We start from the raw sequence: 21,864 nt of genomic DNA, 5'->3' as shown, positions 1-21,864 counted from the left end.
CCTGTTCTTGGGAAGGGCGGCCGTCGACGAATAACAGTACCGCCCCCGTGAACTGGCCCGATTTCATTCTCCGAAGCGACCATGGTCGCACCGCCCGACATTGTCGGCCAGTTGCAACTCACTTTCTCGGCACGACCTCCACTGCACGTCAGGGCGCATCGAAGATTTTCTCCTTTGGATTATACCTAAGGCAGCTTTCGTCACGCGTTAGAGCAGCGTGTGATTGGTGCGTGAGGCTCTTTTTTGTCCATGCACGATTCCGGAAGAGTGATGAAATCGATTGTTTTGATCAAAGTCATCCACGCTATGAATAACAGCCGCAGCACATGCGTTTTCAAAGCGCTTCAGGCTTCCCGGATGGCTACTCCGATGTGAAGCGCATGGCATTCCAAGCGCTCTGTCAACCAAACGATGAGTATCGGCGTCGACCCACATTGCCTTCGTCTTCGCGACTCCGTGACAGCGGCTGGCATTGTGTTTGTAGAGCATCGGGCGAAGATCATGTCGATCGGCCATCTCGCCTGCCTATCGGCAAACCCTTGAACAATGATCCACGCACCAGCGCGATTGTGATCACGAGCGCCTCTGAGCTCGGGAGGTTCGGTTTTCTGTGGGCCTGGGTCTCCGAAGCGATGGAGGTAGCTAGCCTTCCTGGTGCTATACGGTTGTGCTCTTCATGGAGTGGACGCATTTGCGTCTCGAAAGCGGTTCTTCAGTGGAACCGGCGCCAAGGCCCGTCTGTGGTCGTTCAGAACACGGGGTGCCGTCTCCAAACCGGATATTGGAGCGGGCAGCCGCCGGAATTTGACCCATGGAGATGAGCGCCTGTCAGGAGGCGTTTCGAAAACGGCGCGATCTTCATCGCGGCTGTTTCATGGTGTCATTCCTGACATGTTCTTTATAATCGGCAGCTTGCGGATAGTCTTGCCCGTCGCCGCCCGTAGCGCGTTGGCGACGGCCGGGCCGATCGGCGGCACACCTGGCTCACCAACTCCCGTGGGCGGCTCCTCGGACGGCACAATGTGCACCTCGACTCGCGGCATCTGCTCGATCCTGAGCGGTGTATAGGTATCGTAGTTCTCTTGGTCTACGACACCGCCCTTCAGGGTCAGCTCCTCCTGGAGGATCGCACCTAGCCCGAATCCGATACCGCCCTCCATCTGAGCGCGAATCTGGTCAGGATTTATCGCGGTGCCGCAATCTACCGCGCAGACAACGCGGTCGACCTTGAAACCATTTTCATCGTTGAGGGTGATCTCCACCACATCGGCGACATAGGTCGAGAGGCTTTCATGCAGGGCCACGCCGCGGAAACGGCCTTCCGGCAGAGGCTTGTCCCAGCCTGCCTTCTCAGCAGCCACTTTAAGCACGGCGGCATTCCGTGGATGGTGACCGAGCATTGACAAGCGGAAGTCGACCGGATCACGGTTCGCAGCGGCGGCGAGCTCATCGATCAGGGTTTCCACCGCGTAAGCGGTGTGGGTGGAGCCTACCGAACGCCACCACAGCACCGGGATGTTCACGTCCGTGGTGGTCAGCTCGACCTTCAGGTTCGGGATCGCATAGGGCAGGTTGGTGGCGCCCTCTACGGAGGTTGGATCGATGCCGTTCTTGATCATCGCCGCAGAGGTCGAACCGCCCAAGACCGATTGGCCCACGATGTGGTCATGGAGAGCGACGACATTGCCTTTCTTGTCGAGCCCCGCCTTGACTGCATGCACATAGGCCGGCCGGTACCGCCCACCCCGCATGTCATTCTCGCGGGTCCACTGCACCTTCACTGGCTTGCCGCGTCCCAGTGCACGCGCTGTGGAAACAGCTTCGATAATGACATCTGCATCAAAGACCGCGCGGCGGCCGAAACTGCCGCCGGTCTTCATCACGTGCAGCCTCACCTTTTCCGGCGTGGTGCCGCCTACCTGAGCGGCAGCCGCCTGATAAAGGTCGGGCATCTGGTGTCCGCCCCAGACGTCGATGGTGCCGTCTTCGTTGATTCGGGCGGCCGCGTTGAGTGGCTCGATCGAAGCATGGACAAGATAGGGGAATTCGTAGTGCCCCTCGATGATTTTCTCAGCACTGGCGAACGCTGCGGGAGTGTTACCGTCGTCGCGCGCGGTGGCCGCGCCCAGATCGTCTGCTGCCTTGTTGTATTCGGCCATGATCTCGGCCGTGCCGCGCCCTTCGGCCTTCTCCTCGTTCCAGGTCACCTCCACGAGTTCGCGGCCCTTGAGCGCCGTCCAGGTGTCCCTGCCAACCACGGCAATGCCTCGCGGCGTCTGGACGACATCGACAATGCCGTCGAGTGCCTTCGCCTTGGTTGCGTCGAAGCTCTCGATCTCGGCGCCGAACTTCGGCGGATGGATCATAACGGCCGTCTGGAGTCCCTCCATCATGAGGTCGATCGTGTAGGTCTGCGCGCCGTTGGTCTTGCCGGCGGAATCGTAGCGCTTGAGGCTGTCCGATCCGATCTGGGCCCACTTGTCGCGCGGCTTTAGCGGCACGTCGTCGGGAACCGGCATTCCCGCTGCGGCTTCAGCCAGGTCACCGTAGCGCGCCTGCATCCCTGAGGCGTGCGACACGACCCCGGAAGCGACTTTGATCTCGCCGGCTGGCACATCCCACCGCTGCGCCGCGGCCGCCACCAGCAAGGCCCGTGCGGCAGCACCCGCCTTGCGGTAGCGTTCCCACGACGAACTCATCGACGTGGAGCCACCGGTTGCCTGTGCGGCCCCGCCCCAGGCGAGATTGCCGTAGAGCGCGGTATTGCCATATCCGCCGACCACGTCCACCTGCGCCCAGTCGCCGTCGAGCTCTTCCATAACCAGGGTGGCGATGCCGAAATAGGAGCCTTGTCCCATCTCTAACTGCGAGGAGTAGATGATGATTCGGTTCTCCTTTGTGATCTCGACATAGGTCTGGAAGGGGTTCGCCTGAACCTTTGCAGTAGTCGTTTGTGCGATGTCGGACGCCGCCAGCACTAGCCGGTAGCCTACGGCGAGGCCAGCGGTGGTGACGCCCGCGCCGACGAGGAACCGGCGGCGCGTGGGCCGCACGGAGTTATACTTCGAGAGAAACTGCGACATGCCTCAAGTCTCCAGCCGGTTGGCGGTCTCGTGGATGGCCGCGCGGATGCGATGATAGGTGGCGCAGCGGCAGAGATTGCCGCTCATCGCCGAATCAATATCATCGTCCGACGGCTTAGGCGTTTCTGTAAGCAGGGCCACGGCCGACATGATCTGGCCAGACTGGCAATAGCCGCATTGAGGTACGTCGAACTCGGCCCACACGGCCTGGACCGTTTCGCCTATCTTGCCCGACACACCCTCAATGGTGGTGATCGAGGCTCCTTCGATGTCGCCGACTGCGGTCTGGCACGAGCGCGTCGGCATGCCGTTAACGTGAACCGTGCAAGCGCCGCACTGGGCAAGCCCGCAACCGAATTTCGTTCCCGTGAGTCCGATGACGTCACGGACCGCCCAGAGCAGCGGCATCTCTGGATCGACGTCGAGTGTTCGCGCCTCGCCATTGAGGGTAAAAGCGACCATTGCTTGCTCTCCTTGTCCTGAGCTGGCTATCTCGTTGAGCCTCCGCCCGCCTGGCAACCGAGCTCTTGTTGCTGGGCCAAGCGACCACACCGTAGGAACGCGCAGCTCAAGCAACAAGCCGCTAGTTTGGCGAGTTACGAGATCGTGAAGTGGGTCGTGTCGAAAGGCTGGAGGCAACTGAATGTCATTTTTTGGGCGGACAGGCCGCTTAGGCTGGGTTACACGAGACTGGACATTCGGGTCGTCGCGAACATCGACCGCTGGTCGGCCGCGTCCGGCAGGGCCCTGATTGGCTACACGAAATGAAATGGGACGACTATCGATGGGGGCCTACCTCGACCCGCAACCTCCACGACGGGACCCTCAGGTTTCCGACTATCGTCCCGGGCGGTGGCCGAGCTCGGCGCCTCGGACGCTATAATAGACGGTGAGGCGTTCGTCGTTGACCAGAAGGCTTGTCGCGCATTCCCAGTCTTCAGCGGGCTCTTGGCCGCGGCGGGAGACGTCAGGACCATGCTTGCCGGCTTCGACCTGCTCAAGATCGACGGCGAGGGTCTTCGCGATCGGCCACTCGTCGATCGGCGCAAAGCGCTAGTTAACCTGCTGAAACGCCGCCAAACGGCATCGTTCTGAGCGACGAGATCAGCGGCGGCAGCGACATTCTCGCGCAAGTCTGCCAGTTCGGCCTCGATGGCACCGTCTCCAAGCTTCGTGTCAGTCCATATCGATCCGGCCGGCGCTAAGAATGGGTGAGACAAAATGCGTGCTGAGTGGTGAGTTCATCGTCATCGGCTGCGAACCCGGCAACAGTTACGGCGGTCGGGAAGCGTGCTCTGGCGAATGTCGAGGACGGAAATCTGGTGTTCGCCGGCGGCATTGGCACCGGCTTCAATGCGCGCACCGGGCCGGAAGTAAAGCGCCGGCTCGATGCCATTCCAATGGATAAACCACCGATTCCTAGTTTGAAGGCGAACGGTGCGGCATGGGCGGAGTGCCCTGCGCAGTCTGTACCTCCGCAGTCGATTGTCGAGTTCGAAGGGGGTGTGATTGGCGTCGAGACCGCTCCAGCCATGGCTATCAGCACGCCGAGTGCGTTGTTTTCGATCAGTTCTCGAAATGAGCGGGTAAATACCTTTCACTTGCCGAACGGGGTTTGCTGTTCACCGGCTGGCATCCGATGGCAAACCTTTCAACGCGGCGGCGATCTGGCGCTTCGCTGCTGGGGGCAGAGGCAGGATGGGACGCGGGGGGTCGGCACAAATGTCGAGCAATTCAGCGAGTGCATAGACGACGCGAAGGCTCGAGAACTCCTTGAAGAGGCTCCAGATCGGGACCAGCGCGGCATTGATCCGTCGCGCTTCGGCCGCATCCCCCTGTTGCGCCGCTGTGACGATCGTCATGCAGACCTCGGGCAGGATGCCCGCGAGGACGCTGTACCATGTGTCGGCCCCGGCGATCATGGCCTCGGCGGCGTTCCAGTCGCCGCTGTAGCCAATCGAGAACCCTTCCGGCAGTGTGCGCCTCTGGGCGGTCAGGTGGTTCTTGATCGCATCGCTTTTGTCTGTCGGATTCTTGATGGCGACAATCCCAGCCACCTTTGCCAGGCGGCTGACAAGGGGTGGACTGAAATGGAAATGCGTCGTTCCTGGATTGTCGTAGACGACGATCGGCAGGCCACTTTCGCGCGCCACAGTGGAGAAATGTTCTAGCACCTCGTCATCAGTAAGCGGGGTGTAGGATGCGGCGGCAAGCAAACCCGCAGCTGCTCCAAGGGCCTTGGCGTCTTGCGCGAGCCCCACGGCTTCATCGGTGCGCAGCGCGCCCACACCCACCACGACCGGCATTTGCCCCGCCGTTTGGTCCAAGGTCTCGGAGAGCGCCCGCCGCCGTTGCTCGCGCGACAGATAGATGTATGTGCCGGTGCTGCCGAGAAGACCGATGGAATCGACCTGAGCGATGCCAAGCCGAGCAATCAGCCTGCGCAGGGCAACGCTATCGACGCGGCCGTCACGATTGGTTGGGGTGATAGGGAACGCGGAAAGACCGCTCAGGAATGCCATGGCAAGGCTCCAGATCTATGTGTGAGCGCAGAGGTGACCGCATGCCAGGTCATTACAAGACGTCCAAAGCCCGCCGCAGATCGGCGATCAGATCATCAGCGTCTTCAAGCCCCACCGAGAGACGCATGAGGTCCTCGCCCACTCCATCGGCCAAATGGGCATCCTTGCGGATCGGCTGCCGAGCACGGGTGAGGCTTGCTGGATGATAGATGAGGCTGTCGGCATCGCCGAGGCTGACGGCGCGAATGATCAGGTTGAGCCGGTCCATCATCCGGCGCGCGCCTTCGTATCCAGCGTGGAGGCCAAAGGCCAACATGCCCGATCCGTTGGACATCTGTTTTCGCGCCGTCACCTGATCAGGGTGCGAGTCCAGGAACGGATAACTCACAAATGCCACCGCCGGGTGCGCTTCCAGCGCCCGAGCCACCGCAAGGGCCGTGGCGCTGTGCCGTTCCATACGCAGCGTCAGCGTCTTGAGACCGCGCAGGATCAGGAAAGCTGACATCGGCGAGAGCGCTGCGCCGGTGATGTAGCGCAGGCCCGTTTCATGCAGCGTACGGAGCGTTTGGGCGTCGCCGAGAAGCGCCCCGCCAAGGGCATCGCCATGACCATTGATGTACTTGGTCAGCGAATGGAGCACGATGTCCGCCCCGTGCTCAAGCGGTCGCTGGAGCGCGGGCGAGGCGAAGGTGCTGTCGACTGCAACCCTTACACCGCGCGCGTGAGCGCGCTCGGCAATTGCCGCTATGTCGAGGATGCGGCTCAGCGGATTCACCGGCGTCTCGAAGAAAACCAGCCGCGTCCGCTCGGTGATCGCAGCATCGAGATTTTGGGGATTTGACAGATCGACCGCGACGACCTTGATGCCGAAGCGGGGGACCGCCTGTTCGACCATGGCAAGCGTGTTCGCATAAAGCGTCTTGTGGACGATGAGTTCATCGCCCTGGGACAGGAGCGACAGGATCAGAGTGCCGAAGGCCGCCATCCCTGAGGCAACAACCAGCCCCGCCTCGGCTCCTTCCAGAATCGCGAGCCGCTGCTCGAGGATCTCGGTCGTGGGATTGTATTCGCGCGCATAGAGCCGTCCACCAAGGGCGGCGGCGGCATCGTTTGCTGCCACGCTTTCGAACCTATAGGTTGACGTCAGGAACACTGGCGGCTGGACGGCATTGGAAAAGCCGGCCGGATCGTAGCCATGATGGATCGCCCGGGTGGCAAATCCGGGGCTGGTGCGGTTGAGCGACCCCGTGGGAGTATCGGTTTCGGATTGATGGGAGCTGGTCATTCGGCCTCTGCGATCTTTCTTGGGGTTCCGAAAGATTGACGGCAACCTGGCCAATGTGAAATATCCAGTTGGCGATGAAAGAGATGGTCCAGTCTTCAAGTGCCGGGTCTGCAGCGCGCTCGCATGCGATGGGTGCACGCCAGATCTACGAAGCCCTTCGCGAGCAAATCCTCGGCGGCGTCTACGAAACCGGCAGTCAGTTGCCATCCTCCCGGGCGCTGGCAAATGACCTCGGCGTTTCGCGAACCACGGTGACGGTCGCCTATGAGCAACTGGCTGCGGAGGGTTTCATCGAAGCCCGTCAAGGCGCGCGACCTCGCGTTGCGTCTTCGTTGATCGGCCATGAGACGGGCCGCACTCACGCGAAACGGGTCGGCCCAATCCACCTGTCCGCATATGGCGAGCGGCTGGGCGCGACGTCACCCTGGCCAGATTATCTGCCGACTGGGCTGAAGGTCGAGTTCCGCTATGGGGACCTGGCACCGTCGGATTTCCCATCATTGGTCTGGAAACGCGCGATGAACGAGGCGATGGGGCAGCGCCCGCTGCGCCTTGCCTATGACGATCCTCGCGGCTCGCGCCGGCTCCGCCAGGCGCTTCAGGGATATCTCTGGCGCGCCCGGACCCTGAGCTGCGACCTCGACCAGATCGTCATCGTCAGCGGTTCGCAGCAGGGCCTTGATCTGTGCGCGCGCCTGCTTCTCGATCCCGCCGACCGCTTCGTCATCGAGGATCCGTGCTACAGGATGGCGCGTCAGGTCTTTGCCAGTACGGGTGCTTCACCCATCCCGGTCATCGTCGACGAAGACGGGATGAGGACCGAGTTGCTGGCGGGGATCGGAGCACGACTGGCTTATGTGACGCCATCGCATCAGTTTCCGCTGGGCGGCGTCATGCCGATCGCGCGCCGCCATCAGCTTCTGGAATGGGCGCGACACAACAACGCCTATGTGATCGAGGACGACTACGATAGCGAATATCGCTACGACATCAATCCGGTCCCTCCGCTGCACAGTCTCGAGGACCACGGGGCTGTCATCTATCTCGGCACGATCTCCAAAACGCTCTCGCCGATGCTGCGCATCGGCTACCTCGTCCTCCCGCCCGAATTGCAGGAGGTGTTCGCAACCGCCAAACAATTCGCAGACCGGCATTCGCCGGTCGCTGAACAGGAAGCGCTGGCATCGTTGATCGAGAGCGGCGGCTACGAAAGCCATGTGCGCCGTGTGCGCAGGCTGAACGGCGAGCGTCGGGAAACGTTGTTGGGTGCCTTGCAGCACAGCTTCGGGGATCGCATCACTGTCCAGGGAGCTGATGCGGGACTGCACGTCGCGGTTTGGTTCAATGACCTGCCACGATCGCGGGAAACGGCCTTGGTCGAATCCGCCCGCGACGCTGGCCTGGGGCTACACTTGATCTCGCCGCTCTACGTACGGCCATCGGACGAAGGCCGCACCGATCGCGTCGGACTTGTCATGGGCTATGCCGCCTTGAGCATTCGGCAGATCGGGAAGGGCGTTGAGGTCCTGCGAGAGGTTGTCAAGCAGGTGCAAGACGCGATGCCGGCGCGGAACAACTGAGACGGGGCGACGTCGAAAGCTGGCGCTGAAAACGGTCCGAGACCCCTCGTATTTCTTTCCAGACAGCCAACTGGACCGGTAAAATGCCATGCAACTGGCGCTGTTGATCAGGCCAGTTTTGACAGCAGGTTCCACGAGACGAATTCCGAGAGCGATGATGACCTGGCGAGGAAAGCTGCTTCACGTCCATATCGCGCCCGCTGCCTCCTATGAAATGGAGGAGCTGGCGCAGGCGCAGCTTATTGCCGGCCAAGGCATTGTCGGAGACCGCTACTACTTGGGGACGGGGACCTATTCCGCGCGTCCTGACGTTCGCGAAGTGACGCTGATCGAAGCTGAAGTCTTGGACGCCATCGCGCAGGGCGAACCCAGAATTCCGGGCTTCAAGGCCAAGCTCGCACCCGAAGATCACCGGCGCAATCTTACGACACGAGGCGTTCCGCTTAGCCATCTTGTCGGCAAACGCTTCCGGGTCGGGGAAACGATTCTCAGGGCCGCCCGGATGAATGTGCCGTGCAAGTATATCGAGGAGTTGCTCGGGCTTTCGGGTCTCTACGAGGGGCTTCTGAACCGCTCCGGCCTGAACTGCACAATCGACGTCGGGGGCGTGATCCGCCCTGGTGATCTGATCTTGCCCATCGACGAGTGAAACGCCATGGCCTCGCCGCGTATTATCATGAAGCTGACCGTGACCGCCGTCCGCAAGGAGCCGGGCGACGTGCTGGTCATCGACCTGAAACACCCACGCAAACCTGTGCTGCCGGCGTTCGAAGCGGGTTCTCACGTCGACGTCCATCTGCCTGAAGGGAAGGTGCGTCAGTATTCACTTTGCGGCGACCCGACCGAGCTGGGCCGCTACACCATCGCGGTGAAGCGCGAGAATGACGGCCGTGGCGGCTCGGCGTGGATCCACGAAACCATTGCCGTCGGCTCCGCACTGCCTGTCTCCGCGCCACGCAACCATTTTGCGCTCAAGTCAGGCGAGGGGCCGACTTTGCTGCTGGCAGGGGGAATCGGGATCACCCCGATTCTGGCCATGGCGCGCGCGCTCACCCGGCAGGCCAAGCCCTTCGAGTTGCACTATTTCACCCGCAGCCGGGCGCTCACGCCACTCTTGGCGGCGATCGGGCGCGATCTTCCTGGCGGCAATGTGCGGATCCATTTCGACGACGAGCCTCAGACCCGGCAGGACATCGCCGCGCTGCTGGCGAACCGTTCGGCCGAGGCTCAGGTTTACTATTGCGGGCCGCCTGGCTTCATGGCGGTTGTGGGGCGCGCGGCCGAACACTGGCCCGAGGGTACTGTTCATTTCGAAACTTTCCAGCCTCCCGAGTTTGATGGCGGGCCACCGGAACCATTCGTCATAGAACTGGGTGAGGGCAGGATGGTCGAGGTTTCGGCGCAGACCACGGCGCTCGCGGCCCTGCGCGCGGCCGGTGTGCCGTTGATGGCCTCGTGTGAGAATGGGGTGTGCGGGACCTGCGAATGCGCAATGCTGGCGGGACAGCCGATCCATCGGGATGCCGTCCTGTCCAAGGAGGCACGCGGCCACCGCTTCATCCCCTGCGTGTCGCGCGCGACAGGTTTGTTGAAACTCGATCTTTGACCATTTGGGCGGGGGTCCTGTGAGACCGGCAGCTGATTTGCGGGAAACTGAATGACGAGGAAACTGGAATATCTGAACGAGATCGAGCGCTGCGTCTCCTGGCTCGCAGCCTGGACGATCCACCACGCCAACTACGTCCGCGAGGGCGATGAGATCAAGGTCGGGGGGCATCAGGCCTCGTCCGCGTCGCTGAGCACCATCATGACCGCGCTCTACGGTTCGGTCCTACGCCCGCAGGATCGGGTGGCGGTCAAACCCCATGCGGCGCCGATCTTCCACGCACTTCAGTATCTGGCGGGCAACCAGACTCACGAAAAGCTCATGAACTTCCGCGGCTACAAGGGCGCGCAGAGCTACCCTTCGCGGACGAAGGATGTCGACGATGTCGACTTCTCGACCGGGTCGGTGGGTCTCGGCGTTGCTCAGACGCTGTTCTCGTCGCTGGTGCAGGACTACGTCTCGGGTCACGGCTGGATGAAGGAGCGTGCCGAGGGCCGAATGGTCAGCCTGATCGGCGACGCCGAGATGGATGAGGGCAACATCTACGAGGCCCTGATCGAAGGCTGGAAGCACGGGCTCAGGAACTGCTGGTGGGTGGTCGACTACAATCGCCAGTCGCTCGACGCCGTGATCCGGGAGGGCCTCTGGCAGCGGTTCGAGCAGATTTTTCGCAACTTCGGCTGGGACGTGATGGTCCTGCGCCACGGCGCTCTGCAAGAGGCTGCCTTTGCCGAGCCGGGGGGCGAGAAGCTGCTCGAGTGGATAGAGCGCTGTCCGAACCAGCTCTATTCGGCGCTGACCTTCCAAGGGGGTGCTGCCTGGCGCAAGCGGCTGCTCGACGAGATCGGAGACCAAGGGCCGGTCACCACTCTGATCGAACGCCGCTCCGACGACGAGTTGCAGGCGTTGATGACGAACCTTGGCGGGCATGACATGCCGAGCCTCCTCGAAGCCTTCGAGGCGGCGTCCAAGCATGACCGTCCCGTCTGCTTCATCTGTTACACCATCAAGGGCTACGGTCTGCCGCTTGCCGGACACAAGGACAACCACGCGGGGCAGATGACGCCCACGCAGATGGAAGACTACCGCCTGCAGATGGGCGTAAAGCGGGGTGAGGAGTGGGACAAATGGGCGGCCGCCACCTTGCCGGAAGCGGAACTTGACGCCTTCTTCGCAAAAGCGCCGTTCTTCAGTGAGGGGCGTAGGAGGCTGTCTGCGCCTTCGGTGCCGGTGCCCGAAACCCTTCCGTCACCGGGGCAGCCCGGCAAGCCGCTCTCGACCCAGATGGGCTTCGGCCAGATCCTGAACGACATCGCACGCGAGCGCAGTCTGCTTGCCGACCGCATTGTGACCACCTCGCCCGATGTGACGGTCTCGACCAATCTCGGTGGCTGGGTCAACCGGCGCGGCCTTTTCGCCAGGGAGACCATGGCGGACACCTTCAAGGCCGAACGCATTCCGTCGACCTTTACCTGGGAATTTGGGCCGAAGGGGCAGCACCTCGAGCTCGGTATCGCCGAGTCGAACCTGATGATCATGCTCGGGGCGCTCGGTCTCTCGCACTCGATCAATGGCGTGCGCCTGCTGCCGATCGGGACAGTCTATGATCCCTTCATCTACCGATCGGCCGACCAGCTAAACTACGCCTGCTATCAGGATGCGCGCTTCATGCTGGTCGCAACGCCCTCGGGCGTGACGCTGGCGCCCGAGGGCGGGGCACACCAGTCGATCGGCACCCCATTGATCGGCATGGCGCAGGATGGGCTTTGCGCCTTCGAACCGGCCTTCGTCGACGAACTGTCCGTGATCATGCGCTTTGCCTTCGATTACATGCAACGTAATGGCGAGGGGAATCCGGATGAAACGACGTGGCTGCGTGATCAGACCGGAGGATCGGTCTATCTTCGCCTGTCAACCCGGCCGCTCGAGCAGCCGCTGCGCGACATGAAACCGGCGCTCGCGCGGGACATCGTCAATGGCGCCTATTGGCTGCGTCCGCCCGGGCCGAACGCGAGTGTCGTCATTGCTTACCAAGGCGTTGTCGCGCCGGAGGCGATTGCCGCGACGGGTCTTCTGGCGGAGGACCGGCGCGATGTCGGGCTGCTCGCGATCACCTCCGCGGACCGGCTTAATGCGGGCTGGCAGGCGGCGGAACGAGCCCGGCAGCGTGGCGCGATTGGCGCCCTGAGTCATATCGAGCGGCTGCTCGCGCCGCTATCGCGTGACTGCGGCATCGTCACCGTGATCGACGGCCACCCGGCGACGCTCGCGTGGCTCGGTGGGGTTAACGGGCATCGCGTGAAGGCGCTCGGGGTCGAGCATTTCGGCCAGACGGGGACTATTGCGGACCTCTACCGTCACCACGGCCTGGACACCAACGCCATCGTACATGCGGCACAGGCGGTCAGTGCGGGACCGGCTGTTCGCTACCGCAAGGCGCTGCCTTGACCATGAGCGACCGGATGCTCCGTGGCTGGTACGGATCGGCTGTTTCCACGGGCGTTCCGGTTCGCTTCAAAGCGGACAGGGCCGGGACACTGTGGACGTTCTGATCGCGCTTGAGTAGCTTGTGCGACCCCCAGGGTCATTTGGGAATACGCAGGGAGGCGGCTTTTATTTAGCCTTGCGCCCAATTACGAATTCGATCCAATCCAGTCCGGAGCAAAAGCTCCGCATCCTCCCGATTTTCGGCTTCGACGTAGCACCGCATTTCCGGGGCATTTCCGGATGGACGCAAATGCAAGACACGCTTATCCGCGAGAGTGATACGAAGTCCGTCAACATCGCTAACCTTGCTTACCACTCCAATCGACCCGACGAAGGCGGCGATGTTAGTTTCCGCTGTACGAAGGTATGTCATGAGGCGAGTGCTGCTTTCGACGGAAAAATTTTCCAAGCGATCCGCCGCCGCCGCCGGCAATTGAAAGGAACTGCCAATCTCCGACAGTGGCTGCCCACTTGTATTAACAAGGGAAAGTGCCGCGAGGATGGGGAGAAAACTGTCGCGTGTAGGTAGCGCCGGCAGTTTAGTTCCGTTCGGGTCAAAGTCCGTGCCTGTCAATAAACCACCGTTTGCTTCGAAACCAACCACGCGCTCGTGACCCGACGCAACCAAATCGAGCATGGCAGCAATAACAAATGGCGATCCAACCTTGGTACGCACGACTTTAAAAGAACCTGCGGTCTCGATACCAGAGTTTGATGTGACCGGCGTGACGACTGCCTTCGCTTGCAGGAAGTTCGCCGTAATCAGGCCTAACAAATCACCGCGAAGGGGGTCTCCGCGGTCGTCAGCTACCAGTGGGCGGTCACCATCGCCATCTGCCGAGACGACCGCATCAAGCCGATGCTCTTTGGCCCAGAGCTTGAACTGTTGAGCAGTCTCGTCAGAGACCGCTTCAGTGTCGACAGGAATGAAACCTTCCGAACGTCCCAGGGTTACGACCGTCGCACAGTGATATGAGAGAATGTCAACCAAGAGATCGCGCGCGACTGTGCTGTGCTGATATACCCCCACCGTTAAGCCCTTTAGAGCATTAATCTCCATAAGCTTTCGATTGCGCGCCATGAAAAAGGCCTTGCATTCGGCCTCCCGGTGCTGCCGACGTGCAACAGCACCTTCAAGGACGTATCCGCGCTTCTCCAACTGCAAGGCGATGCGCGTTATCTCCCGCTCATCACCCTTGTCGATCTCACCGTCGGGTCGATAGAATTTTATTCCATTACGGTCGGCCGGAATGTGCGAGCCTGTGATCATCAAACAACCACTCTTACGCGCCTGAGCATACAGTGCCAGGGCAGGGGTGGGGACTGCGCCGCAATCGACTACGATGAAGCCGAGCGCGGACAGTGCCGCCGCACAGACGGCGGCGATGGCCGGACTCGAGGCGCGAAAGTCGCGCCCTATGAGTATCTCGTCGCCAATTCTGGTCAGGCCGGATTCCAGCAGGAATGTCGCGAATGCCGTTGCATATAGGGCAGAGGCGGCTCCTGCCAATTCTGTCGCCAGGCCCCGTAATCCACTTGTTCCGAATTTCATACCAAATCCGACGTTGCTAACCGGGTTTTGAGGGTAACATGCTCAAACTTTGGCTCGTCCGGAATGCCCATCGACAGATCCCTCGGACGAGAACAAGAAGTACATTCGGTTACCGTAGACGCGTTCGGTTATCGAGGGTTACCCTTGTGAGGATTGACGCAGTCGGCGTCGGCGTGGGCAGCGCACCGTGACCTTCACGGCGACGAGTTGGAGCGGATGGGGTCCGGGCCCCGCAGGGCTCCTCGCGGCTGGCTCACATGAGCGCTATCGCCATCGAGTGATTGTCTCAGTCTACATTAGCTCTGGGTCCCGAAAGCGCGTACAGCAAATCCTCTTATCTATCGCCGTTCGGTGTAGCTCCCGTTCAGAAATGCATGATAGACACTCTCGATGCCTTCCATGAGAGTGATCTTTGCTGCCCATCCCAAAGTGCGCAGCTTGTCGACGCTCATCAGCTTTCGCGGTGTACCGTCAGGTCTAGAGTGATCATGCGCGATCTCCCCAGTAAATCCGACTACACGGCAGATCATTCTGGTCAGCTCTAGGATCGTGATGTCCTGTCCGCAGCCGAGATTGACGTGATCATGGTCAGAGTAGTTCTTCAGAAGGAAGACTAATGCGTCGGCGCAGTCGTCGACGTGCATGAATTCCCGACGTGGTGTGCCCGTGCCCCAGATGGTGATTCGCTTATCACTTATGAGCTTAGCTTCATGCGCTTTCCGGATCAGCGCTGGGATGACGTGGCCTGACTGCAAGTCATAATTGTCGCCTGGCCCGTAGAGATTCGTCGGCATAGCGGAGATGTAGTCGCGGCCATATTGCTGGCGATAGGCTTGAGCCATTTTGATGCCGGTGATCTTGGCGACGGCGTAGCATTCGTTGGTGCGCTCTAGTGGCCCGGTCAAAAGCGCGCTTTCAGGAATGGGCTGTGGTGCCATCTTCGGATAGATGCAAGACGAGCCGAGGAAGAGGACGCGGTCGACATTGTTTTCGTGGGCTGCCGCGAAGATATTGGCCTCGATCATCAGATTGTCGTAAAGAAAGTCGACCGGATAGGTGGCGTTCGCGAGAATACCACCTACCTTTGCCGCCGCCATAATGATAGCGTCCGGTTTCATCACTGCCACGAAGTTTTCAACCTCGGTCTGTCGCTTGAGATCTAGCTCTCCCCGAGGGGCGGCCACAACTTTGCAGTCTTCAGACGCGAGTCGGCGTACAACAGCGCTGCCCACCATACCTTTGTGGCCAGCGACCCACACGGTTTTTCCGTTCAGATCATACATTACGCTTCCTTCATGACTACAGATGTCTGCATGACCTTCAGGTCTTCGCGGACCATTTCCGCAGCAAGGTCGCGCACGGATATCTCATGCACCCAGCCGAGCTTCTCCTTCGCCTTGGTAGCGTCACCCAGGAGAAGATCGACTTCCGTGGGGCGGAAGTAGCGTGGGTCCACTTGGACTAGGCATCTGCCGCTCGCTAGATCATAGCCCTTTTCGTCGACACCCTTGCCACGCCATTCGATCTCGACGCCGACATCTTCGAAAGCCCACTCGACGAATTGGCGGACAGGAGTCGTTTTGCCCGTAGCCAGCACGTAATCATCCGGTTGATCCTGCTGCATCATCATCCACATACCTCGCACGTACTCACGCGCATGGCCCCAATCGCGTTGAGCATCGAGATTGCCGAGATAAAGCTTGTCCTGCTTGCCCAGGTAAATAGCAGCGGCAGCGCGGGTGATCTTGCGCGTCACAAAAGTTTCGCCACGAAGGGGGCTTTCGTGATTAAAAAGAATGCCGTTGGAAGCGTGCATACCATAGCCCTCGCGATAATTGACGACCATCCAGTAGGCGTAGAGCTTGGCGGCGGCGTAAGGGCTGCGCGGATAAAAGGGCGTCGTTTCGTTCTGCGGTACGGACTGCACGAGGCCGTATAGCTCTGACGTCGAGGCTTGATAGAAGCGGGTCTTGTCCGTCAGACCGAGGAGGCGAATCGCCTCAAGAAGTCGCAATGTACCGATACCGTCCGCGTTTGCTGTGTACTCAGGTGTTTCGAACGACACCTGGACATGGCTCTGAGCAGCCAAGTTGTAAATTTCGTCTGGCTGAGATTCCTGAACCACGCGGATGAGGTTAGTCGAATCAGTGAGATCACCGTAATGCAAGATTAAGCGCGGATCGGATTCGTGCGGGTCTTGGTAGAGGTCTTCTATACGACCGGTGTTGAAGGAAGAGGAACGTCGCTTAATCCCATGAACGATGTAGTCTTTTTTGAGAAGAAGACGGGCAAGATAGGCACCATCCTGTCCAGTTATGCCCGTAATAAGAGCAACTTTCCTGCTATCACCCATTCTATTCCTGCTCTATTAAATTTTAAAGTTTCGGCTCCGGGCTCGCCACGCCGACACAATGTGCGGCCCGCCCTGTGCCCTATGGAGCACTTGACAGATGCGGCGCGCGGCTCGTCATTGACAGTCCGCCAGCCGAGCACACCTGCTCTTGCTTGGAGTCACAGCAAAATAGAGTTGCGCCGCTCACCTGTCGGATTCGTACATGCGGTCAGAGTACCGCTCAGCTCACGCCGTGAGCGACTGTACTCCAAGCACCTTGCAGCTGATTTGCTCTTCTATCAGCGAGTGAGGACGCCTTTCTTTCTTGCTTCAGCGTCTTCTAATGGGAATTGTTTGGATCAGTGAAATCGATTGTTTGGATAAAGTGCATCCACAGAATGGATGGTCTGAGCGAGCAGCGGGGGCGCATCGCCGGCCCGGAGTCGCAGCGCGAGCTTCCGTTCGGGGTGAGGACAAAGTTCGTGGCCGCGAGCCCTCACCACAGCATCCGGCACAGGTCGTGCAGAACTTTGGGAGCCGACTGCGGATTCTGTCGATCAGCTGGTTCCAGGCGCGTCGAGCCGTCGACCTCATCTCGCCCGGTACCGGTTGCTGTATGCAGCCTTGCACCCTTGGCGTACGGCGTCGACGGAATGATTTGCTTCGGCAGGCAGTGTAGCAGCGATTCCCGGCTGTTTCGGCTCTATTGACCGGGCCCGCGTCAGCCGAGCCCCTTCATCATGGCATCCAACACATGGATGGCCGGCATCCACTCAATAGATTTTACATATGCCGCGGAGGCCCAGTAGAGAAGGCTGAACCGGAAGCGAGGGCAACCGGAAGCGAGGGCATCGGCTTCAAGCTTTGCGAGCGTCACGGGATTAGTGGGCAGTGCTGAGTGAGCTCTTCTGCCCTATGGCCCGGCCTCTGCCAAGGGCCCGGCGTCAGGGTCTACTAGTGTCGACTAAGGATTCCAAACCGGATGCAACCTCCTCTCCGAAACGAGATTTCCGAAAATGCATGTTAGTGGATTGGAAAAGCGCCGGTTCGTCGTCTCTCGGAGGCGTACGGGGTTCGGTGATTGTCTGTGGTCGTTGGCGGCCGCTTGGCGCTACGCGCAGCGGTCGGGACGAACTCTAGCCATCGACTGGCGGGGGGCCTGCTACCTCGACCAACCCTTCACAAATGCGTTTCCGGTGTTCTTCCAGCCGATCAATGACATCGCTGGGGTGCCGGCTATTTCCGACGACCGGATCAACGACGTTTCCTTCCCTGGTCCATTCTTCCCAGAGTGGTGGAACAGGCCGGCGATCGAGTGCCTTTACCGGCCAGATGAGCAGATTTTCCAAGAGCGCGATGAGTTGGGCGAGCTCTTTCAGGCCGAACACGATGTCGAAGCGAACACAGTAGTGTGTGACGCTTGTCTGATGTGGCGGTGCGATGAGGAAGCAGAGCGGCAGGTGTTCCAGAGTGTCAAGCCTCGGCCAGAAATTCAAGCCCGCATAGATGCCATTTATCAGGAATGTTTTGAGGGGCACAGCATCATCGGGATTCATGTTCGGCACGGCAACGGTGAAGACATCATGGAGCATGCGCCCTACTGGGCCGATCCGGAGCTCGCCGTTCGGCAAGTGTGCGCTGCAATTGAGAAGGCTAAGGCGTTACCGCACCCTAGGCCTGTGCGGCTGTTCTTATGCACGGACAGCGCGCGGATACTGGATCTTCTGTCGGCCAGGTTTCCCGATCTGCTCACTGTCCCGAAGCACTTCGGATCCAATCAAGGTGGCCCCTTACACACTGCAGCACTCGGGATTGACGGCGGAATTTCCGCCCTCGTTGAGATGTATCTTCTCGGGCGCTGCGATACCGTAATTCGGTTTCCCCCGACGAGCGCCTTTACACGATATGCACGTCTATTCGCACCACGGGTAATTGAATTCGATCTGAAGGAGCCAAGTCGTTTGACTTTGATAGAAGACAGCCAAGTCTCTGATCTCAGTTAAGACCCGCGACCTGCGCAATTCGGCAGAGGCAACCAACAGGCTTAGTTGAATGCGCATTTCTCATCGACGCCAGTGGAGGCGTCGTACATTACCGATAGGGTCGTCATCTGGCGCCGCCCGCAACGCGCCAGAACTTCGCTGTTACGCGGGGGCCGCAGACAAGCCAGAGCGACGGCGATCGTGACGCTGACGCTCGAAAGAACGCGGGCGATCACTCCAGAGACGAAATCGAGGTTAGTTATGAAAGTGATTCCCGTGATCATCAGCGGCGGAGCCGGATCGCGGCTATGGCCCGCCTCAAGGCAATCGCACCCCAAACCTTTCCTCAAAGTAGCGGATGGATATTCTCTCATTCAGCACACTGTGCTGCGTGCCGCTTCGATAGAAGGTGTCGTGGAACTCGTCGCTGTGACATCCGGGGAACACCTCTTCCTGACCAAGGACGAATTTGACGAACTGGATTCCGTGGTCCTGCCACGCACCTTTCTTCTCGAGCCCGAAGCTCGGGATACGGCCGCCGCCGTGGCTGCAGCCGCGATCCATGCGAGGGTAACGCAAGGCCCTGACGCGATCCTGTGCGTTTTCCCGGCCGATCACCTGATTAGCAACCTGCCTGCGTTTCTAGACGTCATGGGCCTGGCCATGGAACATGCGAAGCTCGGGCGGATCGCCACATTGGGCATCACCCCAACCAGACCAGACACGGCATTCGGCTACATCGAAGCAGATGGTGAGAACGTCGTCCGTTTCGTTGAAAAACCGGATCTGGATACAGCCAAAGCCTATGTCGCGTCTCAACGCTTCTTCTGGAACGCCGGCATCTTCTGCTTCAGTGCGCAAACCATGCTCGACGAGATGGTTTTGCATTGTCCCGAGGTGCTCCAGGCCGTCGCCGACAGCTACGAGAACGGCCGCGCCAGTCAATGCCAAGGCTTTGCCAAAATCGAACTCGCGCCTGAGCATTTCGGTTCCGCGCCGCGGATCTCGCTCGACCACGCTGTCATGGAGAAAACTAACAAACTTGCCGTGATTCCCTGCGACATGGATTGGAGCGACATCGGATCTTGGAACGCAATGGCCGATTTGATCGCCCCCGACGAAAGCGGGAACAGGATACACGGCGATGTGCACATGGTCGACACGACCGGCACCTATGTGAGCTCCGACAAGCGCGTCATCGGCACGGTGGGCGTAAGCGATCTGGTGATCGTGGATTCCCCGGACGCTTTGCTTGTCACATCCCGCGACCGCGTTCAGGACGTTAAGAAGCTCTTCGAGGGCCTCAAGGCTTCGGGACATGAAGCTCATCTGGTCCATAGCACGGTACACCGGCCCTGGGGTTCCTATACGGTTCTGGAGGAAGGCGAGCGCTTCAAGATCAAACGCATCGAGGTGAAGCCCGGTCGCCAGTTGAGCCTGCAGATGCACTATCATCGTTCGGAGCACTGGGTCGTGGTCAGCGGCTCCGCCAAGATCGTCAATGGCGAGCAGGAGTTGTTCCTGGGGACAAACGAATCTACTTACATCCCCTGCGGCCATAAGCATCGGCTCGAGAACCCAGGCAGAATTGACCTGGTGATCATCGAAGTGCAGAGCGGCGATTATCTCGCCGAGGATGATATCGTTCGCTTCGACGACGAATATGGTCGAACGTAGATAACAGTACAAAAAAGTTAAACGACGAGGCGTCGCTCAAGGATCTCTGTCGTGGGTTCTGGGCCTGACATTGGCAAGCAGCGGGCCGAGCGTGTCATAGTATCCGCCCCGCGCTCTCCAGGCACTCGATCGTGGTCGAAAACGTCGGTGAGCGCTTGACAGCGCGCCGTCCGCGGTAACGAAGACTTCAGATCTTTCTCAGGCGGACCAGTTGCTCAGCTGTTCAACGGCACAGCCGTATTTCAGCCTGTAGGCGGCAACGAAATCCTCATCGCTGCAGATGCAGCGGCCGCTGGAATCTTTGGCTTTCGGATCATGGAGGTGAGAACCAAGGGGGCGCAGTAGATTCACGCGAGTGCTTGTCGTCGGACTCATCGGAAAACCCGCACTATGCTTGACCAGGTCTGCGGCAAGCATGATCCCGGCAAGCGCTGATTGAAAGGCCATCGGAACCACGGTTCGAACGAGACGACTTCCATCGCTAAGCTGGAACACCAGGCCGCCGCAGATAACCTGCTGATAAAAGGAACGGAGGGGCTGGCCAACAAACGCGGCGAGCGGCTCAAACGGCACAGCCATTGCCGTAGCCACCCGAGCTACGAACTCATTAGGGACTCCGGTATTGGTCTGCAGGAGCGTTTTTACCTCCTCGTGTGCTTCCGGCATTCCGAGTTCCTCCGCGACCAGTTGGTGTTCGTCCTTGGATTTCCCGGTCGGCATGTACATGCAGCAAAGGCAAGCCTGGCCGTCATCGAAACCATGCCGCGAGATGCCTAGATCTTGCTCCTGAGTCCAGGCGTTCGCGATCCATCGGGGCAGAGCACCTTGGACAGCTAGACGGTCGGCGGCGGTGTCAAGCGCCACACCCACTCGGTCGAATACCCAATCGCCCCGGCGCGCAACATATTCTGCCCACTTCATAGGGTGCGCCTCGACTTCAAGGGCGGTGGACCGAAGGGCGTTGGTCGCGAGGGCCGCCTTAGAGAGGCCGACCTCCGCCTGACCTGCCAACACGTAGCGCTGCAGGTTTGAGAGTTCGATAGCTTCGTGATCAACTACATGCAGGCGCCCCGACAGACCGGATTGCCTTGCCAGCGCCCAGAGCGAGCCATGGCCTATCGCGCCGAGCCCAACGAGGTGCGTTTCGCCAAGGTCGACAGGGAAATTTAAGGGGCTGGAATCGCCGGCGTTGCTCTTGTTGTAGGTGCATAAAGAGAGGTCGATGTTCTCGTCCAGCTCGGCGCCGGTCAGCTGGGAAGCAAAGATGGTTCGAAAGACGTTGGCCGCGGCGAAGCAGCTTGCGGCGCCAGCTCCATAGGGCAGCAAGCTCGAGCCAGAGCCCACCGGGTCCGTACGCGACAGCTTTGCCGCCCAACCCTGGGATCCCATGAAAAACGTTGGGCACCGAAGTGATGGGTGCACCGCGCCTGCAGCTACACAGACCGTCGCATACTTGCCGGAACGCCGGATGCTGATTTTTGGATTGATCGACTTTGCCAAGCGCTCGAGCGCTTGAGCTTGAGAGCTCGCGGCCATATCCAGGGGGAGTATGGCCAGGACCGGATACAGTCTGGCAAGCAACCTGACCGTAAGGTCAAGCGTCGCCTGGCCCTCGGCACACGAAGCGGCTTGGCTGTCGAAGGCCACAGCCACGACCTGCTTTTCGAGGGCTGCTTTGAAGTCGCATAGATGAAAGTCGGCCAGCACCTGAGAAGCTGCCGTGGCGGCGCGGTCAATGAAGTTAGCGAGTGCCATCGT

The 21,864-nt window shown here is 60.1% G+C and carries 15 protein-coding genes; 7 read left to right on the top strand and 8 right to left on the bottom strand.

What is annotated here, in order from left to right:
- Positions 1-872 precede the first annotated feature (872 nt).
- The gene (locus tag NKI05_RS18560) at positions 873-3,083 is read right to left on the bottom strand and encodes a xanthine dehydrogenase family protein molybdopterin-binding subunit (protein ID WP_352792843.1); all 2,211 of its coding nucleotides are present in this window, start codon (positions 3,081-3,083) and stop codon (positions 873-875) included.
- 3 nt (positions 3,084-3,086) lie between these two features.
- A complete protein-coding gene (locus tag NKI05_RS18555; protein WP_023708041.1) occupies positions 3,087-3,545 on the bottom strand; it encodes a (2Fe-2S)-binding protein in 459 nt (152 codons plus the stop codon).
- A 390-nt stretch (positions 3,546-3,935) separates the two neighbouring features.
- Here NKI05_RS18555 and NKI05_RS18550 point away from each other — a divergent pair, with 390 nt between their 5' ends.
- Positions 3,936-4,178 carry an ATP-dependent DNA ligase gene (locus NKI05_RS18550; RefSeq protein ID WP_023747239.1) on the top strand — a complete coding sequence of 81 codons (243 nt, stop codon included), beginning with the start codon at positions 3,936-3,938 and terminating at the stop codon, positions 4,176-4,178.
- A 527-nt stretch (positions 4,179-4,705) separates the two neighbouring features.
- Here the strand turns inward: NKI05_RS18550 and NKI05_RS18545 are convergent.
- Both NKI05_RS18545 and NKI05_RS18540 read right to left on the bottom strand, forming a co-directional pair.
- Positions 4,706-5,605 (bottom strand): dihydrodipicolinate synthase family protein, encoded by a 900-nt coding sequence (locus NKI05_RS18545; RefSeq protein ID WP_023747238.1) that lies wholly within the window; start codon positions 5,603-5,605, stop codon positions 4,706-4,708.
- Positions 5,606-5,657: 52 nt separating this feature from the next.
- A complete protein-coding gene (locus NKI05_RS18540; RefSeq protein WP_352792840.1) occupies positions 5,658-6,890 on the bottom strand; it encodes a trans-sulfuration enzyme family protein in 1,233 nt (410 codons plus the stop codon).
- A 74-nt stretch (positions 6,891-6,964) separates the two neighbouring features.
- On the opposite strand from NKI05_RS18540, the gene pdxR reads away from it, so the two are divergent.
- The 4 genes from pdxR (at position 6,965) to NKI05_RS18520 (ending at position 12,524) form a co-directional block, all read left to right on the top strand.
- Positions 6,965-8,470, top strand: a complete 1,506-nt coding sequence (gene pdxR / locus NKI05_RS18535) for a MocR-like pyridoxine biosynthesis transcription factor PdxR (RefSeq protein WP_352792885.1) — start codon at positions 6,965-6,967, stop codon at positions 8,468-8,470.
- 157 nt (positions 8,471-8,627) lie between these two features.
- Positions 8,628-9,119 carry an MOSC domain-containing protein gene (locus NKI05_RS18530; RefSeq protein ID WP_023711837.1) on the top strand — a complete coding sequence of 164 codons (492 nt, stop codon included), beginning with the start codon at positions 8,628-8,630 and terminating at the stop codon, positions 9,117-9,119.
- A gap of 6 nt (positions 9,120-9,125) precedes the next feature.
- Positions 9,126-10,076 carry a PDR/VanB family oxidoreductase gene (locus NKI05_RS18525; protein ID WP_023711836.1) on the top strand — a complete coding sequence of 317 codons (951 nt, stop codon included), beginning with the start codon at positions 9,126-9,128 and terminating at the stop codon, positions 10,074-10,076.
- Positions 10,077-10,127: 51 nt separating this feature from the next.
- Positions 10,128-12,524, top strand: a complete 2,397-nt coding sequence (locus NKI05_RS18520) for a transketolase (RefSeq protein WP_352792838.1) — start codon at positions 10,128-10,130, stop codon at positions 12,522-12,524.
- A gap of 169 nt (positions 12,525-12,693) precedes the next feature.
- Here the strand turns inward: NKI05_RS18520 and NKI05_RS18515 are convergent, their stop codons facing one another.
- From NKI05_RS18515 to gmd, 3 genes are all read right to left on the bottom strand, one after another.
- Complete coding sequence (locus tag NKI05_RS18515; protein WP_352792836.1) at positions 12,694-14,115, bottom strand: phosphomannomutase; 1,422 nt, start codon at positions 14,113-14,115, stop codon at positions 12,694-12,696.
- 338 nt (positions 14,116-14,453) lie between these two features.
- Positions 14,454-15,398: a GDP-L-fucose synthase gene (gene fcl, locus NKI05_RS18510; RefSeq protein WP_352792834.1), complete on the bottom strand. Its 945-nt coding sequence runs from the start codon at positions 15,396-15,398 to the stop codon at positions 14,454-14,456.
- The gene (gmd, locus tag NKI05_RS18505) at positions 15,398-16,468 is read right to left on the bottom strand and encodes a GDP-mannose 4,6-dehydratase (RefSeq protein ID WP_023672397.1); all 1,071 of its coding nucleotides are present in this window, start codon (positions 16,466-16,468) and stop codon (positions 15,398-15,400) included. Before gmd ends, fcl begins: the two co-directional genes overlap by 1 nt.
- Positions 16,469-17,463: 995 nt before the next feature.
- On the opposite strand from gmd, the gene NKI05_RS18500 reads away from it, so the two are divergent.
- Positions 17,464-18,450 carry a nodulation protein NodZ gene (locus tag NKI05_RS18500; protein WP_023708037.1) on the top strand — a complete coding sequence of 329 codons (987 nt, stop codon included), beginning with the start codon at positions 17,464-17,466 and terminating at the stop codon, positions 18,448-18,450.
- Positions 18,451-18,690: 240 nt separating this feature from the next.
- Positions 18,691-20,106, top strand: a complete 1,416-nt coding sequence (locus tag NKI05_RS18495) for a mannose-1-phosphate guanylyltransferase/mannose-6-phosphate isomerase (protein ID WP_023708036.1) — start codon at positions 18,691-18,693, stop codon at positions 20,104-20,106.
- A gap of 198 nt (positions 20,107-20,304) precedes the next feature.
- On the opposite strand, the gene NKI05_RS18490 is transcribed toward NKI05_RS18495, so the two are convergent.
- Positions 20,305-21,861, bottom strand: coding sequence for an E2 ligase fold family C protein (locus NKI05_RS18490; protein ID WP_023708035.1), 1,557 nt, complete (start codon positions 21,859-21,861; stop codon positions 20,305-20,307).
- Between the last annotated feature and the right edge of the window lie 3 nt (positions 21,862-21,864).

It is taken from the genome of Mesorhizobium sp. M0771 (assembly GCF_040320155.1).
GTDB lineage: Bacteria > Pseudomonadota > Alphaproteobacteria > Rhizobiales > Rhizobiaceae > Mesorhizobium.
This window is presented reverse-complemented; position numbering and strand designations above follow the sequence as displayed.

Excerpts from the sequence above, each read along its gene's own strand:
- NKI05_RS18495 (WP_023708036.1), top strand. The coding sequence starts at position 18,691 with ATGAAAGTGATTCCCGTGATCATCAGCGGCGGAGCCGGATCGCGGCTA.
- NKI05_RS18555 (WP_023708041.1), bottom strand. The coding sequence starts at position 3,545 with ATGGTCGCTTTTACCCTCAATGGCGAGGCGCGAACACTCGACGTCGAT.
- NKI05_RS18525 (WP_023711836.1), top strand. The coding sequence starts at position 9,126 with ATGGCCTCGCCGCGTATTATCATGAAGCTGACCGTGACCGCCGTCCGC.
- gmd (WP_023672397.1), bottom strand. The coding sequence starts at position 16,468 with ATGGGTGATAGCAGGAAAGTTGCTCTTATTACGGGCATAACTGGACAG.
- NKI05_RS18545 (WP_023747238.1), bottom strand. The coding sequence starts at position 5,605 with ATGGCATTCCTGAGCGGTCTTTCCGCGTTCCCTATCACCCCAACCAAT.
- NKI05_RS18500 (WP_023708037.1), top strand. The coding sequence starts at position 17,464 with ATGCATGTTAGTGGATTGGAAAAGCGCCGGTTCGTCGTCTCTCGGAGG.
- fcl (WP_352792834.1), bottom strand. The coding sequence starts at position 15,398 with ATGTATGATCTGAACGGAAAAACCGTGTGGGTCGCTGGCCACAAAGGT.
- pdxR (WP_352792885.1), top strand. The coding sequence starts at position 6,965 with ATGAAAGAGATGGTCCAGTCTTCAAGTGCCGGGTCTGCAGCGCGCTCG.
- NKI05_RS18515 (WP_352792836.1), bottom strand. The coding sequence starts at position 14,115 with ATGAAATTCGGAACAAGTGGATTACGGGGCCTGGCGACAGAATTGGCA.
- NKI05_RS18530 (WP_023711837.1), top strand. The coding sequence starts at position 8,628 with ATGACCTGGCGAGGAAAGCTGCTTCACGTCCATATCGCGCCCGCTGCC.
- NKI05_RS18520 (WP_352792838.1), top strand. The coding sequence starts at position 10,128 with ATGACGAGGAAACTGGAATATCTGAACGAGATCGAGCGCTGCGTCTCC.
- NKI05_RS18490 (WP_023708035.1), bottom strand. The coding sequence starts at position 21,861 with ATGGCACTCGCTAACTTCATTGACCGCGCCGCCACGGCAGCTTCTCAG.
- NKI05_RS18560 (WP_352792843.1), bottom strand. The coding sequence starts at position 3,083 with ATGTCGCAGTTTCTCTCGAAGTATAACTCCGTGCGGCCCACGCGCCGC.
- NKI05_RS18540 (WP_352792840.1), bottom strand. The coding sequence starts at position 6,890 with ATGACCAGCTCCCATCAATCCGAAACCGATACTCCCACGGGGTCGCTC.